The organism is Paenibacillus xylanexedens (assembly GCF_017874615.1).
GTDB lineage: Bacteria > Bacillota > Bacilli > Paenibacillales > Paenibacillaceae > Paenibacillus > Paenibacillus xylanexedens.
The window spans coordinates 203,631-222,628 of the sequence record NZ_JAGIKV010000001.1 but is presented as its reverse complement, the minus strand read 5'-3'; the positions used below and the strand labels follow the sequence as shown (position 1 = coordinate 222,628).

The following is an 18,998-nucleotide window of genomic DNA, read 5'->3' as shown; positions in this document are numbered from 1 at the left end:
TTTCGATGCCATCAGGCGTTGTATGCATTTTCAGGAAAGACGGATTTGTGATATAGTGTGTCGTATGAAACTGAGGTGACTTCTTTGTTTAAAATGTTAATGCCCAAGCTGCGTGTAGACACGGTTTTTGACATTAATCTGGAAGAGCTGTACGCTCAAGGCTACCGTGGAATTATAACTGATCTGGATAACACACTCGTTGGAGCCAAAGCCCCTGACGCTACGCCCGAACTGATTGAATGGTTTGCACGTGTGAAAGAGGCAGGTTTCAAGCTGATGATTGTGTCCAATAACAATTTGAATCGTGTATCCCTGTTTGCGACCCCGCTGGATATCCAGTTTGTGCATAGTGCACGCAAACCATCGAATGTACCGTTTCGTAGAGCAATGAAAATGATGGAGTTATCTCCTGAAAAAACGATTGTAGTAGGTGATCAGATGCTTACGGACGTCTATGGAGGGAACCGAATGGGGTTATATACCGTTCTGGTACTGCCAATCTCCATTGGGGACGAAGGTTTTATGACTCGCTTCAATCGACGCGTGGAACGGATTGCTCTAACGAGTTTACGCAAGAAAGGCTTATGGCTTGAGGAGGAAAAGAAGAAATGACAGAACCGCATAACGGCAACCTTGCCGTAAGGTGCAGCGGATGCGGCGTGCATCTGCAAACAGAAAATTCGGAAATACCAGGGTTTATTCCTGAGAAGGCACTGGATCGTGAACCGGTTATATGCCAGCGCTGTTTCCGTATCAAAAACTACAATGAGTCATCATCCGTTACGGTGGATCAGGACGAATTCCTGGCGCTGCTTAGCAAAATCGGGGATAAGGATGCACTTGTCATCCATATCGTTGATTTGTTTGACTTTGATGGCAGTATTATCTCTGGTCTGCAACGCTTTGTAGGCAACAATCCAGTGTTGCTTGCTGTGAACAAAACGGACTTGCTTCCGAAAGTAACCAACTGGAACAAGATTCGCAACTGGGTACAAAAGCAAGCCAAAGAACAGGGTTTGCGTACAGTGGACGTAGTCCTGTGCAGTGCGAAGCAAAATCAAGGGTTCGACCGTCTGCTTGAGCTTGTTGGAACCTATCGCGAAGATCGTGACGTATATGTGGTTGGCGGCACCAATGTGGGTAAATCCACACTGATTAACCGTCTGATCCGTGATTACAGCGATCTGGAGCAGGAACTGACCACATCCCGTTATCCGGGAACAACGCTGGATATGGTGAACATTCCGCTGGATGATGGAAAATATATCATTGATACGCCTGGAATCGTGTATCCATGGCGTTTCAGTGAGATTGTTTCACGTAAGGATCTCGCTGCCATCATGCCGGAAAAACCGCTTAAACCGGCTGTTTATCAGTTGAACTCTGGTCAGACGCTGTTCTTCGGCGGCATGGCTCGATTTGACTTTGTGGAAGGTGATCGTCAGTCGTTCACTTGTTTTATCAGCACTGCGCTTGATATTCACCGGACGAAGCTGGAGCGTGCAGATGATCTGTACCGCGACCACCTGGGAGAATTGTTGTCTCCGCCAACCCGTGAGGATGCAGCAGAGATGGCTGAATGGACCAGACATGAATTCCGCATCAAACGCGGCAGTCAATCGGATGTATTCATCTCGGGTCTGGGCTGGATTAAGGTTAATGGCGATATTGGAGCGCTGGTTGCTGTTCATGCTCCAAAAGGCATTCGTGTACAGATCCGCCCATCCTTGATCTAGTAAATTCTCAGAATCTGTACATCAGATGGATCGGAGGCGGACCTATGTCTGAGCAGAAAAAATTCAACTCTTCACTTCCCGTGCTGCTTGGTGTTATGGGTGATCCGATTGCTCACTCCAAGTCTCCGGCAATGCACAATGCGGCTCTGGAGGCTGCAGAAGTGAATGGAATGTATATGCCACTGCATGTTCATCCGGATCAACTGGAGGCGGCAGTTCGGGGAATTGTGGCCCTGGGCTATCGTGGTGTCAATGTCACCATCCCGCACAAAGAGCAGGTGATGCAGTATCTGGATGTGATCGATGAAAGTGCTCGCCTGATTGGTGCGGTGAATACCATCGTTAATGAAGGTGGAACACTGACAGGGTACAATACGGATGGTATTGGCTATGTCCGATCGCTGAAGGAAGAGGCTGTGCCTGAGCTTGCGGGTAAACGTATTGCTGTACTGGGAGCAGGTGGAGCAGCTAGAGGTGTCATATATGCACTTGCATTGGAGAAGCCTGAACGCATCCACATTCTGAACCGTACAGCGGACAGAGCTATTGCACTTGCTTCGGATTTACGAGGCCATGGCTTGGGAGAAATCTCGGGCAGTGGCATGGAAGACGCTGCAACGGTACTGGCTACGGCTGATATCGTGATTAACACAACGGCTGCCGGAATGCATCCTCATGTGGATGACGTACCAGTTGATCCTGCACTGATCCGTGAAGGAGCAGCGGTGAGTGATCTGATCTACAATCCGCTGGAGACCCGTCTGCTTCGAGAGTCGCGGATGCGAGGATGCACGGTGCACGGTGGTCTGGGGATGTTTGTATACCAGGGCGCAGTGGCCTTTGAGCATTGGCTCGGCATTCCGGCTCCTGTGGAGACGATGAGACGTGCGGTACTAAACAGTTTTGAAGTGTGAAAATAATAATTGAATGGTCAGGTCCGGACAGTTTTTGTTCTGTCGATCAGGGCCTGCTCAACATAAGGAGTATGGAGTATTCATGTTAAACGGTAAACAAAAGCGCTTTTTGCGGTCACAGGCACATCACCTGACCCCTGTATTTCAGATTGGTAAAGGTGGAACCAACGAGCACCTGTTCCGTCACATCGAAGATGCGATTGAGAAGCGCGAATTGATGAAAGTGCAAGTATTGAACAACAATGACGAGGACAGAAAAGAGATGGCAGAAGAAGTTGCCCGTGAAACGGGAAGTGAGCTTGTACAACTCATCGGTAACACAATCATCCTGTACAAAGAATCTCGCGATAACAAACAAATCGAACTACCTAGATAAGGGAGCGTGACGCAGGTGAAGATCGGCATCATGGGTGGTACGTTTGATCCGATCCACATGGGACACCTCCTGGCAGCTGAGGCGGCAAGGGACTCGCATGCACTGGATGAGATCTGGTTCATGCCTTCCCATGTTCCACCTCACAAGCGCGGAGCCGGAGCTTCGGGACAGCAGCGTCTCGATATGACGGAAGCGGCTGTGAAGGGTGTGCAGCAATATGAGGTGCTGGGTATCGAGATGGAATTGGGCGGAGTGTCTTATACCATCGATACGATGAAGGAACTGTGGCGTCGCCATCCTGAACATGAATTTTATTTCATTATCGGGGCGGATATGGTGAACTATCTTCCCAAATGGGAGCAGATTGAAGAGCTTGCAGAACGCTTAACCTTTATCGGAGTTGGTCGGCCGGGCTTCCAGTTACATCTGGATGATCTACCAGACGAGTTACAGGATCGGGTCCTGCTGGCCGAGATGCCCTTGGTCGATATTTCATCGACAGCCGTACGCAGACGTCTGGCCAAGGGACATTCGGTACGTTTCATGATTCCTGATGAGGTACACCAATACATTGTAAGGAGCGGTTTATATGGCACTAAGCCGTGATGAACTGATTCAAGCCGTATCCGGACAAATGCCGGAAAAACGCTGGAAGCATACACTGGGTGTGATGGAATCGGCAGTGAAGTTGGCTGAAAAATACGGGGCTGATCCTGTGAAAGCAGATCTGGCAGCGATATTGCATGATGTGGCGAAGTACTGGCCCGTAGCGGAGATGGAAGCGGTCATCCGCGATAACGGATTAAACCAGGAACTTCTTCAGCATGACAAGCAACTCTGGCATTCCGAAGTCGGTGCTTTTGTAGCCAAGCGTGATTACGGTGTGGAAGATTCTGAAGTTATTCATGCCATCCGGTGGCATACCTCGGGTCGGGTAGGCATGAGCTTGCTGGACAAAGTGGTATGTCTTGCCGATTACATTGAACCGGGACGAGATTTCCCGGGAGTAGATCACATTCGCGAGCAGGCTGAACGTAGTCTGGAGGAAGGTTTAATTGCCGGATTTGATTCGACGATCAGCTTGCTGATCTCGCAACGACGTGTCATTTATCCTTTGACCATGCTGTCGCGGAATGACTTAATTGCACAATTATAGATTATGGAGGTTGGTTCATGACATTATCATCGAAAGAACTTATGAATATGGCGGTTGCTGCCGCTGACGACAAAAAGGCATCCAATATTGTAGCATTGGATCTGATTAATGTTTCCCTGGTGGCGGATTATTTTGTTATTTGTCACGGGAATTCCGATACACAGGTACAAGCCATTGCCACTGAAATTCGCAAACAGGCTCATGCAGCCGGAGCGACGATCAAAGGTATCGAAGGTATGGATTCCGCACGTTGGGTACTGATGGACATGGGCGATGTTGTTGTTCATATCTTCCACCGCGACGAGCGTGAATACTACAACATTGAACGACTATGGTCTGATGCCAAAGTGGTGGAAACTGTATGAGTTTGATTGCTGGAACAGTCGTCTCTTTGCCGGTTTCACGTGAAGTGTCTCCGTTTGGCTTCTTTTTGACGACAGGATCGGAAGATGTACTGCTTCACTACACCGAGTTAACACGGGATATTAAAATTGGTGAGACGCTTGAGGTATTTGTATTCTTTGATACAGAAGATCGTCTGGCTGTAACGATGAAAAAACCTTATCTCATGCTTGGCGAAATGGCACGACTGGTTGTGGCTGATGTTCACCCACGACTGGGCTGTTTCCTGGAAATGGGCCTTGGACGGCAATTGCTGCTTCCTATTCGTGAACTGCCTGAACTGGAAGAACTGCGTCCTCAAGTGGGGGATGAAGTCTTTGTAATCATGGAACATGACAAACAGGGACGTCTGCGTGCCAAATTGGCCGGGGAACGTGAACTTTCACCATTGTCTTTCCATGCGCCAACTTCATGGTTAAACGAGTGGGTTGAAGCGACGGTATACAAGCCACTGCAGATGGGTACTTTTGTACTTGTAGAGGGCGGTGTACTGGGCTTTGGCGCGATTGGTATGATTCATTCATCCGAACGTAGTCATATGCTGCGTCTTGGTGAGAAAGTGAAATGTCGGGTGACACTGGTACGTGAAGACGGACGTGTGAATCTGGCGATGACTCAACTCAAACAAGTTGGACGTAACGAAGATGCAGACAAACTGCTCGCTTTCATGAAAGAACGCCCTATGGGTGGCATGCCATACTCGGATGCAACTCCGCCGGATATCATCAAGCAGCGCTTTGGCATCAGTAAATCTGCTTTCAAGCGTGCCTTGGGCAAATTGATGAAAGACGGATTGGTGGTCCAAAAGGAAAGCTGGACGTATCTGTCCGAATCTGCTCCTGCGGATCAAAGTGAAAACAAGTAATCTTCCTGATTAAATAGTTGTAATATGGAACTCGGATAAGGCAGGGATAGGCTGGGTAAACACCGGATGCCCCTGTCTTTTCTTTTGTTAACAGGATTGGAAAATGAAATTGAAAGTGCGGTGCCTGACATGTCTTACCGGAAATTTGCCTATGTGTATGATGAATTAATGGAAGATATGCCTTATCCGGACTGGATAAGGTTTGCAAGAACAGCATGGGAAAAGCATGGAATGCCCAAAAGTGTCGCTGAACTTGGCTGTGGAACGGGCTCCATTACGATCCCGCTCGTGAATTCCGGTTTCGAAGTTACAGGCATTGATCTTTCAGCAGATATGCTGTCGGTTGCGCGCAGCAAGATGGAGGCTACGCCTCAGGGGCATCGCTTGTATCGCGAGGGCAGTGTCCGTTGGGTGCAGCAGGATATGCGGGAATGGCGAGTTCCGGAACCTGTGGATTCGGTGATATCTTTCTGTGATTGCGTCAATTATCTGCTTGAACAAGAAGATGTCGTTCGAACATTCCAGCGCACATATGAGATGCTGAAGCCTGGTGGAACGTTCCTGTTTGATGTGCATCACCCCAATACCCTTATTCGTTATGATGAGGAGCAGCCTTTTGTACTGGATGAGCGCTCCGTATCTTATATTTGGACTTGTGATCTGGACCAGGATCGCTGTGAAATTGAGCATCATCTCAGTATTTTTTCGCGTGTGGATGATGGTCGAAAGGATATATACCAGCGTTTTGAAGAAGTTCATGTTCAACGTGCGTATGATCCGGACTGGATGAAGCTGGAGTTGTCCAAGGCAGGCTTTAAAGACGTGAAGGTATATGCAGATTTTGAATGGAAAGAGGCCGGAGACAGCGCGCAGCGCTTGTTCTACGTGGCTGTAAAGTAAGAGCGAAAGATGACAACTGTCCTTATGTATGGTGCATAAGGGCAGTTTTTTTTGATTTTTTATGGAGAATGAATAAAAGCTTCTGTAATCCGGCAAGGAACTGCTAGGAAAGACATAATGACGTGACAAAAAGTATTGCCAGTTATAGTAAAGGAGGCGATAATAGTCGGATAGAAAGCGTTTTCTAAGAAAATAAATCAATTGTCAATGTGAGGTGTAGAAATGGAAAGTATATATAAAACAAGACTTACGTCAGAACAACTGAATGCCATAATAGAGCAGCATTTCTCTGCAAGTATACAGGACTACAAGGAAATGGTGGATGGCTGGGCCAATCATGCATATCTCATCACACTTAGTGACGTACAGCGAGTGGTACTCAAAATTGCACCTTCGGCTTCGACCAATCTGATGCGTTGTGAGCAGGATCTCATGATTGCCGAGGTTGAGGCACTGCGACTCATCAGCGAGCTGCAAGATGTTCCCATACCCCAAGTACTGGCTTATGATGATTCGTTAACTATGGCTTCAGCGCGTTATTTTATCATGGAGTACATGTCTGGAACACCCTATAATCAGGTCAAGGATCAATATTCTGCGGAAGAGCAGGAAGCCGTTGAACAACAACTGGGGCGCTATAATCGTCGAATTAATGAAATCAAGGGTGAGAAGTTTGGATATTTCTCGGAGCACAAACAGCGATATTCCACATGGAAAGAAGCATTTATGAATCTGATGGATGACATTCTTACCGATGGGGAAGAAGCCGGAATTACATTTTCGATCGACTATCCTGAATTGAGACGCTTGATTGAAGATAAGTCGGATGCGCTTAACGATGTCAAAGAACCTGTTCTTGTCAGTTGGGATCTGTGGGATGGCAATGTGTTAGTAGACAAAGGTCGCATCACAGCGATTATTGATTTTGAACGTTCACTGTGGGCAGATCCTCTGATGGAGCATTATTTCAGTCATTTTAACTATACGCCCGGTTTTGTGAAAGGGTATGGGCATGCGATTACGACTGAAAGTGAGCTGAAAAGAAGAAGTCTCTATGACTTGTACTTTGATCTGGTGCTGCGCATTGAGTGCGCTTATCGTCAATATGATAATCAGGAACATGTGAATTGGACCATTCATAATCTGGAGGAAGGCATTGAGCGTTTTCGGTTATCTTGAAAAGAAACCAGCGTTATGAACGGTACGAAGCGTAGACTTCAAGATAGCGATTATAACGTGTAATATTGACTTTGGGCTTGCTTTTTTATATAATGGTCCCGATATTGTATACATATTTCGATGATAAGGATCAGTAGTAATTCCTGTACATAACAGAGAGCCGGCGGTTGGTGCAAGCCGGTTGACAGTGATTTGCGAACTCGCCTTGGAGAAATGCGGTGATTACACCATTCTGTTTAACCTGCTTGTATAAAGCTTGGGTTCAGGAATGGAAATCCGCATCGGTTAACCGCCGTTACAGGTCCAAAGGGAGTGGATGACGAAGCACGTTCGTCCGCTAACTAGGGTGGTACCACGGGAATTCAACCTCTCGTCCCTAGCGCTGCAAACGCTACGGGATGCTGAGGTTTTTTTGTTGCAATTAAAGCTAAAGTGAATAACCTGAAGGAGGAACAATAGATGAGTGAGAATAACCAGCCGAAACACGGCTATCAGCCACAAGTCATGGAAAAAAGTTGGCAGCAATATTGGGATGCAAATAAAACGTTTAAAACGGGTGAGGACCCTGCTAAACCGAAATTTTATGCACTGGATATGTTCCCTTATCCATCCGGTTCAGGTCTGCACGTAGGTCACCCGGAAGGATATACGGCAACGGATATCGTTTCCCGTTACAAACGTATGCGCGGTTACAACGTATTGCACCCAATGGGTTGGGATGCTTTCGGTCTGCCTGCTGAGCAGCATGCACTGGATACAGGTGAACATCCACGAGATATTACATTCCGTAATATTGACAATTTCCGTCGCCAGATCAAATCGCTCGGTTTCTCTTATGACTGGGATCGTGAGATCAGCACAACGGACCCTGAATACTATAAATGGACACAATGGATCTTTATCCAGCTGTACAATAAGGGCCTGGCTTATGTGGATGAAGTTGCAGTTAACTGGTGTGAAGCCCTTGGAACGGTACTTGCTAATGAAGAGGTTATTGATGGCAAGAGTGAACGTGGTGGACATCCGGTTGTACGCAAACCGATGCGTCAATGGGTTCTGAGAATTACCGAGTATGCAGAGCGTCTGTTGGAAGACCTGGAAGAGCTGGATTGGTCTGAAAGCATCAAGGATATGCAGCGCAACTGGATCGGTAAATCGACAGGTGCGGAAGTTGTATTTGCCATTGAGGGTCGCGAGGAAGTCATCAAGGTGTTCACTACCCGTGCGGACACATTGTTTGGTGCGAGCTTTGCAGTACTTGCTCCGGAACATGAATTGGTAGAAGCAATTACAACCGATGACCAACGTGAAGCGATTCAGGCTTATCAGGAGCAGGCTTCTCGTAAGAGTGATCTGGAACGTACAGATTTGGCCAAAGACAAAACAGGTGTATTCACTGGCGCTTATGCAATCAATCCCGTTAATGGTGCAAAACTGCCGATCTGGATTGCCGATTATGTTCTTGCAGGTTACGGTACAGGTGCGGTTATGGCAGTTCCGGGTCATGATGCACGCGACTGGGAATTTGCGAAGCAGTTCGGTCTGGATATCATCGAGGTTATTCAAGGCGGAGACGTTACACAAGAGGCATATTCGGGTGATGGCGCGCATGTGAATTCCGATTTCTTGAACGGACTGAATAATGAAGAAGCGGTTGCCAAGATGATTGCTTGGTTGGAAGAGAACGGTAAAGGACAAGGTAAAGTAACCTATCGTCTGCGCGATTGGCTGTTCAGCCGTCAGCGTTACTGGGGTGAGCCAATCCCGATTCTGCATCTGGAAGACGGAACGATGAAGACCGTACCGGAGGATCAACTTCCACTGCTGCTGCCTGATATCGACCAGATCAAACCTTCGGGTACTGGAGAATCACCGCTGGCGAATGTTACAGAGTGGGTGAATACGGTAGATCCGGAAACGGGAATGAAGGCACGTCGTGAGACTAACACCATGCCACAATGGGCGGGTAGCTGCTGGTATTACCTGCGCTTTATCGATCCACACAATGACAAGGAACTGATCTCCAAGGAGAAACAGCAGCAGTGGCTGCCAGTTGACCTGTACATTGGCGGAGCAGAGCACGCGGTACTTCACTTGCTGTACGCTCGTTTCTGGCACAAAGTGCTGTATGATCTGGGTGTTGTGGAGACCAAAGAACCTTTCCACAAACTGGTGAACCAAGGTATGATCCTGGGTACCAATAATGAGAAAATGAGTAAATCTCGTGGTAATGTCATTAACCCGGATGAAATCGTGAATGAATTCGGTGCAGATACATTGCGTCTGTACGAGATGTTCATGGGACCTTTGGAAGCGACAAAACCGTGGAATGCAAACGGGGTTGAAGGCATGCACCGCTTCCTGTCACGTGTATGGCGTCTCTTCATTAACGAAGACACAGGAGCCATCAATGACAAGATTACGGTGGACGGTGGAACGGATGAGTTCAAACGGACTGCACACAAAACGATCAAAAAAGTTACGGAAGATCTGGAACATCTGCGCTTCAACACATCCATAAGCCAGCTGATGATTTTCATCAACGATGCATACAAAGCGGACACACTGCCTCGTGAAGCGATGGAGAAATTTGTGCAGCTGTTGTCACCACTGGCACCGCATATGGCAGAGGAACTGTGGAGCCGTTTGGGTCATGAAGGTGGAATCTCTTACGTGGCTTGGCCTGAATATGATGAGTCCATGACAGTGGATGCTGAAGTAGAAATCGTTGTTCAGGTAAACGGTAAAATCGTAACTCGTGCTACGATCGCGAAGGATCTGGATGCACAGGGTATGCAGGACTTTACGATGGAGCTGGCACCTGTTAAGCAGGCGCTGGAAGGCAAGACCATTCGCAAGGTCATTGCCGTTCCAGGCAAACTCGTTAATATTGTTGCCGGTTAATCTCACCGGCTCGGAATAGTTCATCCAGCTTTAACAAATCTTCATCATATTTGTCATGTGTCGTGTGGATCAGACTGTCGAAAACACCGTCGAGACTTACCTTCAGCAGTGCAAGTGCCTGAGCGGTAATACCGCCAGGTACAGCGACACGAGCCTGAAGCTCTTGCGGGGTGTATCCTCCTTCGGTGAGCAACTTGCCTGTTCCCAGGAGCATTTCGCCAGCCAGAGCGCAGGCATCTGCCCTTTTGATGCCAGTCAGTTTCACGGCACTTTCGATCCACTGTTCCAAAAAGAACGATATGAATGCAGGTCCGCAGCTGGAGAAGTCGGATGTAATTCGTGTACAGGCTTCATCCACTTGGTACGGCCTGCCTATATGACTAAGCAGACTCTCTAACACAGCGCGGTCTTCACTGGTCATTCGTTCGCCATGTATGCAGAGGGATGCTCCACTGCCGACTTGGTGTGTGACGCTGGGAATTACCTTGGAGACTTTGCAAGGAAGTGAAGATTCCAGATGTCGCAGCTGCACGGGACTGGTGATCGAGACAATTATATGATTGGGATTCACGACAGGCAGGATGTCGTCAATAACATGTTTGAATTCAAGCGGCTTCACGCACAGGAAGATGATATTACTTCGGATCACCGTTTCCCGATTGCTCTGGGATTCATGCAGACCGGGGTAACGGAGGGATAACTGACGTACTTTGGACGGGGTTCGATTGCTGGCCGCGATCTGCCGGGGCTCAAGTGCACCCGATTGGATCAGGGCATAGATTAGCAGGCTGCCCATGCTGCCGGTTCCGATAAATCCAACCTTCATTGTTTCAGGCCTCCTTTCATGCTTTACGGTACTGGCGCAGTTCATTCCCTCTATTCTATGCGTGAGGACCTGTTTCACATGACATGAAAAATACACAACTTGTTTCATCAGGAAAGTTCAACGGTTCGGAAGCACCGCCCGTGTTCGAAATGAATGATTTTGAATTCAGGGAGAGGTGTGGAAGAATGAGATGGAATAAAGGAATGACCATTGCTGCTGCGGTGGTTGGAAGTATACTCATATTATGGTCGGGCAAAAGTGAACAACCACCTAGTGGCTGGGAACCCTTGCAGCTCGGCACCGAGAAGCCGACGATAGAGCAGGAACTCCCTGCTGTACAGTCGGCTACTTCGGTTCAGGGAAATACAGGAGTACTTTCGGGAGCGGATGCAAGTGGGATGCAGACTGGGAATGAGGCAAAGGCAGAAGAGTCTAAAGAGCTTGCGAGCGTTGGGGTTGAAGGTGATTCAGTTGCTCAAACTATAAGTCAGACGAATGATAATCCACCGGACACCTCAAATTCGACTGAACCAGTTGTGCAGGGTACGAATTCGAATCCTTCGGTTACCTCCGAGACGGGCTCGAACAGTAATCCACCTGTAGTTCGTGAGGAAGCTGGCGACAATGGCAAGATTGATGTGAATACCGCTCCTGTCTCCAAGCTTATCGAGCTTCCCGGAATTGGGGAGAAGAAAGCTCAAGCTATTGTGGACTATCGGAATGCACATGGTCCTTTTGCAAAAGTCAGTGATCTGACAAAGGTCAAAGGAATCGGTATAAAGATGCTGGAGAAGATGGCACCGTATGTGCAGATCCGGTAATATTAGAATAAAAAATGTGTTGAGCGGGAGGAATGCAGCATGAGTACAGAGGTACGCAAGGACTGGGATACGTATTTTATGGACATCGCGTATATGGTTTCCACGCGTTCCCGCTGTTCGCGTCGTCATGTGGGTGCCGTTCTTGTTCAGGGAAAGAAACTGCTGGGAACAGCCTATAATGGTGCACCCACCGGCGTCCCGGATTGTTCTGAAGCAGGTTGCATGATATCGGAAGAGTATGAGTTGGTCGTGACCGATGGGCAAGAAGAAATGGTGAAAAAGCAAAGATGCATTCGCACAATTCATGCGGAGCAAAATTTGCTTTTATTCACAGATCGAATCGACCGCGAAGGCTCGTCCGTGTATGTGACCGACGAACCGTGCTGGACATGTGCCAATATGCTGGCGAATAGCGGGATTACAGAAATCGTGTTTCATCGTTCTTATCCTAAAGATACCGGCAAGGTTACAAATATGATGGAACAGAAGGGAATAACGTTCCGCAGGCTGGAGAATTACCAGCCCCCGCGGGAAACGATGATGACCGTGAGCAATTAATGTAAATATGATCGAATACGTGAGGGAGAACCTCCGGCAAGCCTGAATTGGCTTTCCGGGGGTTTTTCTGCGTTCAACGGGTGAAATGAAGGAGGGGTAGAAATGAAAGGCAGACCGTTACTAAGTTTTACGATTTGTTGGTTATGCGGGAGTGGGATAGCATGCGCGTTAACAGGCTGGACGTTAATCTGGGGGGTAATTGGAGCTCTGGCATGTGTGCCACTTTTACTTCGTTTTATGGATGTGCGTGGATGGTCTGTTTTATTTTTACTCGCTGCCTTTATTGGAGGTGCTGGACATTGGGAGTGGAATGACGCACGCAATCACAGTAGTCTGCCGGAGACCATGCATATCGCTGCTCATGAGTTGGACGGATGGTCAGCTGAAATTCAGGGTGAGCTTGTGTCAGATGTACGCATTGATGGAGATCGGGCTGACTTTAAGATTCAGATGTCTTCGATATTGGCAACATCGGATTCGTCAGCAGATGCAGATCTGACAGCATCATCTGCATTCAACATAGATGAACAATTGATGGTACAAGTCAGACTGTTGGAGGAAGAAGAACAACAGGTAGCAGCGGGCTGGAAGAGGGGCGATTTGATTACGCTTAATGGTTCTTTTGTCCTTCCTGGTGAAGCGAGGAACTTTGGCGGGTTTGATTATCGCAGTTACTTGCGCACCCTGCATATCCACTGGTTGTTCAAGGTGAAGGGAGCCAGTTTGGTAACAGCAGTTGCTCCTGAGGGACTTGGACAATATAACGTATTACGGTGGACGGATTGGACTAGGCATAAGTTGGGCTCGGCGGTTGAGCAGTTATTTCCAGCGCCTCATGCAGGATATATGAAGGGGCTTATTATCGGGATGGCTACTGATATCGATCCAGGTACCTATGGTCAGTTTTCACAACTGGGTCTAACGCATATCCTGGCAATCTCCGGAACCCATGTCGCTGTATATGTTGCTTCGTTGCTTCTCATTCTATCTTGGCTAAGGCTTACCAGAGAGACGGCACTCACGATTGTTCTGATCCTGGTGCCAGCTTATGTACTGTTATCCGGTGGTTCACCTTCAGTCATTCGAGCAGGGATTATGTCTATGATTGGTTTGTACATGGCACGTCGTGGTCTCGCGAGAGACGGCCTTCAGATGATTAGTGCAGCAGCATTGTTGATGATGTGGTGGAACCCTTATTTTTTGCTGAGTGTCAGCTTTCAGTTATCCTTTCTCGTGACCGCAGGCTTGATGATCTATATGCCACTGATTAATCGGCTGTTCAGCAACTGGCCGAAATCTCTGGCCGCAACCGCATCCGTTACCGTGACCGCTCAGCTGATTTCGTTCCCAGTAACCATTTTGTATTTCAACCAGTTTTCGCTGCTCTCATTTGTAGCTAACTTTCTGCTGGTTTCTTTGATTAGTGCGATTGTATTACCTCTTGGGACGGTCGCCATGCTGTTATCATTTATATGGATTCCCTTGGCTAAACCCCTCGCATGGATAGCGATGCAACTGAATCAACTGACTTTTGTAAGCGTGGAGTGGATGAACAGCCTGCCAGGTTTTGTATTGATCTGGGCAACACCGCCCTTGTTATGGATTGCCGCATATTATGCTGTGTTGTATGCCTTACTCTACCTCTTGCATCGTGGCAATGGTGAGCAGCAAGAAACAGCGTTTATTGAGGAAGAGACGGCTCCTCTTGTGAGGCGACAACCTTCAGTTTCAATGGGGAATATGGGCATTCGCTCTTCGATGTCTACCGTGGTACAGGATCAAGGTAAGAACCATGTAGATGGAAAAGAAACTTCATTAACGACATTAGGAGCCAGTATTGCCTGGCCGGAGTATACAAGTGCATTTACTGCACGAGGTGCAGGATATTATGCACATGAACGAATGAGTAAAACTCAGCAATGGTTGTGCGGGTTGCTCGTGCTCAGCTTTATTGCTGGATTATGGTGGGCATATCAGACTCCGAAGCCTGCTGGAACCGGCATTGTGCAGTTTTTGGATATTGGACAAGGGGACAGCACATTGATTACAACCCCGGAAGGCAAACACATTCTGGTGGATGGCGGGGGAACAGTTAGTTTTGGGAACACCGAACAATCTTGGAAAACAAGGCGTGATCCGTATGAGGTGGGAGCCAAGGTCGTTGTTCCTCTATTGAAAAAAAGAGGTATCCATCAACTGGATGCTGTAATTGTAACGCATGCTGACCAGGATCATGCCGGAGGACTACAGGCTGTGCTGGAACAGATTCCGGTTAAACGTTTCATGTTTAATGGAACGACCAGCGGTAAGGATAACTTTGATAAGTTACTGGACACGGCCATGGAACGGAAAATTCCTCTGTACGCCATTCAGCAGGGCATGTCCTATAAGGCTGGTAAAGAGACAATTTTACATTTTATAGCTCCGGATCTGGCACATATGGATGTAAATGAATCAGACAATTTGCCTGTATCTGAACATCAGAATCATGATTCCGTTGTCTTTTTGCTGGAAATGGCCGGGGCTTCCATGTTGTTCACCGGAGATATGGATGCTGCGGCAGAGCAGGACCTGCTCTATATGATTCAGGATGGCTCATTGGCTGCCCAGTTTGCACAGAAAGGTGCAGATATTGGAGTTACAGAGGGAGTTGTACAAAGGGTACTTACACGACCATTGCAGATTGATTCAAATGATGCTTCAGCGGCATCTGTCTCCATTGACGTTCTAAAGGTCGCTCATCATGGCAGTAAAACGTCGTCCACCGAAGCCTGGCTCCAATACTGGAACGCCAAAACCGCTGTGATATCTGCAGGAGTTAACAATACATATGGGCATCCCAATCCGGGAGTGATGGAACGTCTGGAGGCTACCGGGTCGGATATTTATCGGACAGATCAGATGGGCGAGGTCCAGATGAGAGTGAAAGATGGGAAGATTGATGTTCGATACAAGCTGGTTGAGATTGAGTGACGGCACGCCATCTATTTATCGGTGTGAAGATGAGTGAAGAAAACTCCGATTTAATACCAACTGGAATGCTAAAAAGACAAGAGATCCTGCAATAATGTGGATAGTCTGAGCGGAAAAAGTAGTGAAGTTAAGTGTAAATATCGAGTAGATGATCCCACCTGTGAAGCCTAATAGAACATATGCAACGATTGCAACGAGCAATCTGATATACGTATTATCTTTTTTTCTGTATAAAAGTAATCCATCCACCAATATAGAAAGTGGCGTAAGTAAGAAAAGTAAAATAGCGAGGTTAATCAATAATCCAACCGCAAATTTATACCCGAATGAATAATAGTAAGTATTTTCTAATCTTTCATCTATAGGGACATAGTGATATATCCCCATTGCAAGTGAAATGAGAACGGCAGTTAATACAGCTGCAAGTATTTTTCCGCGCGGCCTATTGATTCTATGGGGTTTTGTCATTCGAATATTAACCTCCATCTTAAATAACTATATTCAACAAGAGGATAGGCTAAGGGAGTTACTATATTTTAACATACACATGTTGAAAAAGAAGAAGTAAAACAATTTTATGCTGATCGAGGCGATACCATTTGATTGCAAGTCAGAGCACAAAAAAAAGCCCGCTTTCCGTTACACTCCACGAGGGAGAATATCGGAAAACGGGCCATTTTTTCAAAATGTAGAAGAAATATAAGAACTACTCTATGCCATCCTTAAAGTGTTTGTTCCAGTGTTTATCGCCCTTGTGCAACAGATCTTCTACCGTTTTCTCAAGAGTCATCAACAACTGTGCTCTGACATCAAGTACGGTTTCTCTGTACAAGCGTTCTTCCGATCCAACGATTTTATCGCCGTATAATGCCTGTGCAGCAACGTACTTCCGATGTTCCTCGACCAGAGTATCAATGGACTCCAATGCATGTTCCACAAAGTGGGAAATACTTTGGTATTCTTTGGGCATTTGTTCTTTTAAAGCTTGAATTTTCGCAAGAGCTGGCATGCTCATCACCTCGTGTTTATGAATGTAAATTTACAATACACTATTTTCATGAAAATTGCATTAAAATCAGCTTAAATTTGGACTAATTTCGACTTTTTTTATTCTAGGAACCAAAAAAGTGCTTATCTATAATGTATGCCATTGCATTTGAATTGAGTCGTGTAAGTAATGGAATCCCTTTTGGATACGTTTGGTGACTCGTTATGCAATTTCTGTTATTCTAAGAGAAGATTTCAGCGGCCCTAATACATACGCCGTTATTTTGTTATGGCAAATTAAAAAAATACTTAACTTTGCAACAATTTTATTGATGATCACGTCTGTAAGGTTGCAGGGAGAGGGGGATCCTTTGTGGTAGAGTCGGAACTCATCAGAGCCGCTCAATCGGGCGATCGCGACGCTCTAATTACCCTATTGCGGGAGATTGAACAACATGTCTATCGGACCGCATATTACATTCTAAATAATGAACAGGACGCTTTGGACGCTGCTCAGGAAGCGTTGATCCGAATTTACACCAAAATTAATTCATATGAAGAAAAGGCCCAATTCAAAACATGGGTACAACGCATCGTCACGAACATCTGTATTGATAAATTCAGAAGAACCAAGCCGTCTGTCTCCATTGATGAACATGACATGGTTTTTCAGGATAATCAGGATGTGGAGTACGAGGTCATGTCTACATATGTGGCCCAAGACATTCAGGATGCGATCAACAAGCTTCCCGAGCATCATCGTACCGTTATTGTTCTAAGATATTTGCAGGACTTATCCTACAATGAAATTGCGGATTGTCTCGATCTTCCATTGAATACGGTGAAATCTTATTTATTTAGAGCCAGGCAGCAATTACAGAATCTACTACAGGAATATCAGAAAGGTGGTGTGACAGGATGAAATGCGAAGAGGTGGTGGAATGGATGCACCGCTATCTGGATCATGATCTGGGCGAGGCGGAAACCGCGCAGATGCTACAGCATGTGGCAAAGTGTCCGGAGTGCGCCGAGAATTTTAGTTTACTCAGAGCTCTTTCCAGAGAACTGGAAGAATTACCGCAAGTAAGCCCGAAATTTAGTCTGGTTGATGCGATTATGCCACAGCTTGATGCCATTGACGAAGCGCGGAAGGAACAAAGTAGCACCATACAGGAAATGAATCCTGTCCCCGCTGCATTTGAGAATTTACAACGTTCAAGTGAGCGGAAAACGAAGCAAAAATGGCTTAACTCGATGGCAGGACGTATGTCCATGGGTGCAGCGGCTGCGGCAGTTGTATTGGGATTCGCCATCTGGGGATATCAGCCTGAACAGATTGAGAATGCCGATTCCATGCTGATGAGCTCTGGAGCTTCTCAAGAGGGCGGCAATTTGGATGAGAATTCATTAAGCAAGAATATTGAAAATTATGATCCTGCCACTTCGTCCCAACCAAGCAGCAACGATGTGTATTTGGATCAATCGAATGTTTCACCAACTAAACCAGATAACCAAGACGTAGAAACAATTCCTGAAGAGAACGGTGGAGATGAGGTACAGGAGCCTGAAGTTCAGTCAGATCCGACACCTCAACAACCGGCTACTGAATCAACGCCTGCTCGGAATAAAGGAACTCAGGATAATTCGTCCAAAACTCCTTCGACCGATGATCAGAAAAATCCGGTTCAGAACCAAGATTCTGAGCAGAGAATTCAGGGATCAGGAGATTCTCCTAAATCTTCTGCAGATGGGGAAGAGAATGGAGTAACAGAAACGGACAATGGAGATGCGCAATCCTTCACTTCTCAGGATACAACACCTAATATGACTGAAGATGTTCCGGTTGAAGGTAACACTGTACCTGATTCCAGTGCAGGTGCAGACACCTCTGGAGGAAACAAAGGATTCGCAGCAGGACCGGATCAGGGAATGACTACAACAGCAGCACCAAAAGAATGGAAATCACCTGACGGCTCCTATGTAGTTATGCTTATTGGTGATCAAATCAGCATATACTCCAAACCTGCCAATGAACCGGATGTTCTAAATTTGGTTGAACAACGCAGTATAGAGGGGACGCTGAAGTCAGCGAGTTGGTCAAAGGATGGTACCCTGTTTAATTACGAAACGGACAAGGACGGAACAACGGCGAAGAATTCGTTTAATGTACCTGCTGTTTCAGGTGGAGCTCCTGCGAAATAATTAAAAATGGGGAGTGCGCTCCTCTAAACGAAAGAACATTTTTAGTATGACAAGCATATAGTGGAAGTAACAAAACACGTCCTATCTCAGTTCAAACAACTGACGTCGTATGACCGCGCACCGGCTTTTTCTAGAACTGCTGGTGTCAGCGTTTATATAGATGTAGGACAGGGGACCTTCATCCGCAATTGGATGTAAG

At 46.8% G+C, this 18,998-nt stretch carries 19 protein-coding genes and 1 other annotated feature; of the genes, 16 read left to right on the top strand and 3 right to left on the bottom strand.

Features of this window, described 5'->3' with window-relative positions:
* Positions 1-84: 84 nt before the first annotated feature.
* The 11 genes from J2Z28_RS01060 to leuS all read left to right on the top strand — a co-directional run bounded on the left by J2Z28_RS01060 (position 85) and on the right by leuS (position 10,432).
* Positions 85-612: a YqeG family HAD IIIA-type phosphatase gene (locus J2Z28_RS01060; protein ID WP_036668542.1), complete on the top strand. Its 528-nt coding sequence runs from the start codon at positions 85-87 to the stop codon at positions 610-612.
* Complete coding sequence (yqeH, locus tag J2Z28_RS01055; protein WP_211080838.1) at positions 609-1,736, top strand: ribosome biogenesis GTPase YqeH; 1,128 nt, start codon at positions 609-611, stop codon at positions 1,734-1,736. The genes J2Z28_RS01060 and yqeH overlap by 4 nt, the downstream gene beginning before the upstream one ends.
* 44 nt (positions 1,737-1,780) lie before the next feature.
* On the top strand, positions 1,781-2,650 hold the full coding sequence (gene aroE, locus J2Z28_RS01050) for a shikimate dehydrogenase (RefSeq protein WP_211080837.1): 870 nt from the start codon (positions 1,781-1,783) through the stop codon (positions 2,648-2,650).
* An 82-nt stretch (positions 2,651-2,732) separates the two neighbouring features.
* Positions 2,733-3,026, top strand: a complete 294-nt coding sequence (gene yhbY / locus J2Z28_RS01045) for a ribosome assembly RNA-binding protein YhbY (RefSeq protein WP_017687186.1) — start codon at positions 2,733-2,735, stop codon at positions 3,024-3,026.
* Positions 3,027-3,041: 15 nt separating this feature from the next.
* A complete protein-coding gene (locus J2Z28_RS01040; protein WP_074095918.1) occupies positions 3,042-3,632 on the top strand; it encodes a nicotinate-nucleotide adenylyltransferase in 591 nt (196 codons plus the stop codon).
* Complete coding sequence (gene yqeK / locus J2Z28_RS01035; RefSeq protein ID WP_211080836.1) at positions 3,616-4,182, top strand: bis(5'-nucleosyl)-tetraphosphatase (symmetrical) YqeK; 567 nt, start codon at positions 3,616-3,618, stop codon at positions 4,180-4,182. Before J2Z28_RS01040 ends, yqeK begins: the two co-directional genes overlap by 17 nt.
* A gap of 17 nt (positions 4,183-4,199) precedes the next feature.
* Positions 4,200-4,547 carry a ribosome silencing factor gene (gene rsfS / locus J2Z28_RS01030; protein ID WP_017687189.1) on the top strand — a complete coding sequence of 116 codons (348 nt, stop codon included), beginning with the start codon at positions 4,200-4,202 and terminating at the stop codon, positions 4,545-4,547.
* Positions 4,544-5,449 carry a CvfB family protein gene (locus J2Z28_RS01025; RefSeq protein ID WP_036668546.1) on the top strand — a complete coding sequence of 302 codons (906 nt, stop codon included), beginning with the start codon at positions 4,544-4,546 and terminating at the stop codon, positions 5,447-5,449. The genes rsfS and J2Z28_RS01025 overlap by 4 nt, the downstream gene beginning before the upstream one ends.
* Before the next feature lie 129 nt (positions 5,450-5,578).
* Entirely contained in the window at positions 5,579-6,349 is a 771-nt protein-coding gene (locus tag J2Z28_RS01020; RefSeq protein WP_211080835.1) for a class I SAM-dependent DNA methyltransferase, read from the top strand.
* A 222-nt stretch (positions 6,350-6,571) separates the two neighbouring features.
* The gene (locus tag J2Z28_RS01015) at positions 6,572-7,528 is read left to right on the top strand and encodes a phosphotransferase family protein (protein ID WP_211080834.1); all 957 of its coding nucleotides are present in this window, start codon (positions 6,572-6,574) and stop codon (positions 7,526-7,528) included.
* Between the two features lie 111 nt (positions 7,529-7,639).
* Positions 7,640-7,909: a binding site (T-box leader), on the top strand.
* A gap of 78 nt (positions 7,910-7,987) precedes the next feature.
* Entirely contained in the window at positions 7,988-10,432 is a 2,445-nt protein-coding gene (gene leuS, locus J2Z28_RS01010; RefSeq protein WP_074095915.1) for a leucine--tRNA ligase, read from the top strand.
* On the opposite strand, the gene comER is transcribed toward leuS, so the two are convergent.
* Positions 10,413-11,258 (bottom strand): late competence protein ComER, encoded by an 846-nt coding sequence (gene comER / locus J2Z28_RS01005; protein ID WP_036615122.1) that lies wholly within the window; start codon positions 11,256-11,258, stop codon positions 10,413-10,415. The two genes, leuS and comER, sit on opposite strands and share 20 nt — an antisense overlap.
* A 185-nt stretch (positions 11,259-11,443) precedes the next feature.
* Between comER and J2Z28_RS01000 the strand changes: the two genes are divergently transcribed.
* From J2Z28_RS01000 to J2Z28_RS00990, 3 genes are all read left to right on the top strand, one after another.
* Entirely contained in the window at positions 11,444-12,079 is a 636-nt protein-coding gene (locus J2Z28_RS01000; protein ID WP_244988027.1) for a helix-hairpin-helix domain-containing protein, read from the top strand.
* A 39-nt stretch (positions 12,080-12,118) separates the two neighbouring features.
* On the top strand, positions 12,119-12,637 hold the full coding sequence (locus J2Z28_RS00995) for a deoxycytidylate deaminase (RefSeq protein WP_017687196.1): 519 nt from the start codon (positions 12,119-12,121) through the stop codon (positions 12,635-12,637).
* Positions 12,638-12,739: 102 nt separating this feature from the next.
* On the top strand, positions 12,740-15,610 hold the full coding sequence (locus J2Z28_RS00990) for a ComEC/Rec2 family competence protein (protein WP_211080833.1): 2,871 nt from the start codon (positions 12,740-12,742) through the stop codon (positions 15,608-15,610).
* A 15-nt stretch (positions 15,611-15,625) separates the two neighbouring features.
* On the opposite strand, the gene J2Z28_RS00985 is transcribed toward J2Z28_RS00990, so the two are convergent.
* Entirely contained in the window at positions 15,626-16,078 is a 453-nt protein-coding gene (locus tag J2Z28_RS00985) for a hypothetical protein (protein WP_211080832.1), read from the bottom strand.
* 238 nt (positions 16,079-16,316) lie between these two features.
* The gene (locus J2Z28_RS00980) at positions 16,317-16,619 is read right to left on the bottom strand and encodes a hypothetical protein (protein WP_211080831.1); all 303 of its coding nucleotides are present in this window, start codon (positions 16,617-16,619) and stop codon (positions 16,317-16,319) included.
* A 351-nt stretch (positions 16,620-16,970) separates the two neighbouring features.
* Between J2Z28_RS00980 and J2Z28_RS00975 the strand changes: the two genes are divergently transcribed.
* Both J2Z28_RS00975 and J2Z28_RS00970 read left to right on the top strand, forming a co-directional pair.
* Positions 16,971-17,519 carry an RNA polymerase sigma factor gene (locus tag J2Z28_RS00975; protein ID WP_105407520.1) on the top strand — a complete coding sequence of 183 codons (549 nt, stop codon included), beginning with the start codon at positions 16,971-16,973 and terminating at the stop codon, positions 17,517-17,519.
* Positions 17,516-18,799 (top strand): zf-HC2 domain-containing protein, encoded by a 1,284-nt coding sequence (locus J2Z28_RS00970; RefSeq protein ID WP_211080830.1) that lies wholly within the window; start codon positions 17,516-17,518, stop codon positions 18,797-18,799. The genes J2Z28_RS00975 and J2Z28_RS00970 overlap by 4 nt, the downstream gene beginning before the upstream one ends.
* The last annotated feature ends 199 nt before the right edge of the window (positions 18,800-18,998 follow it).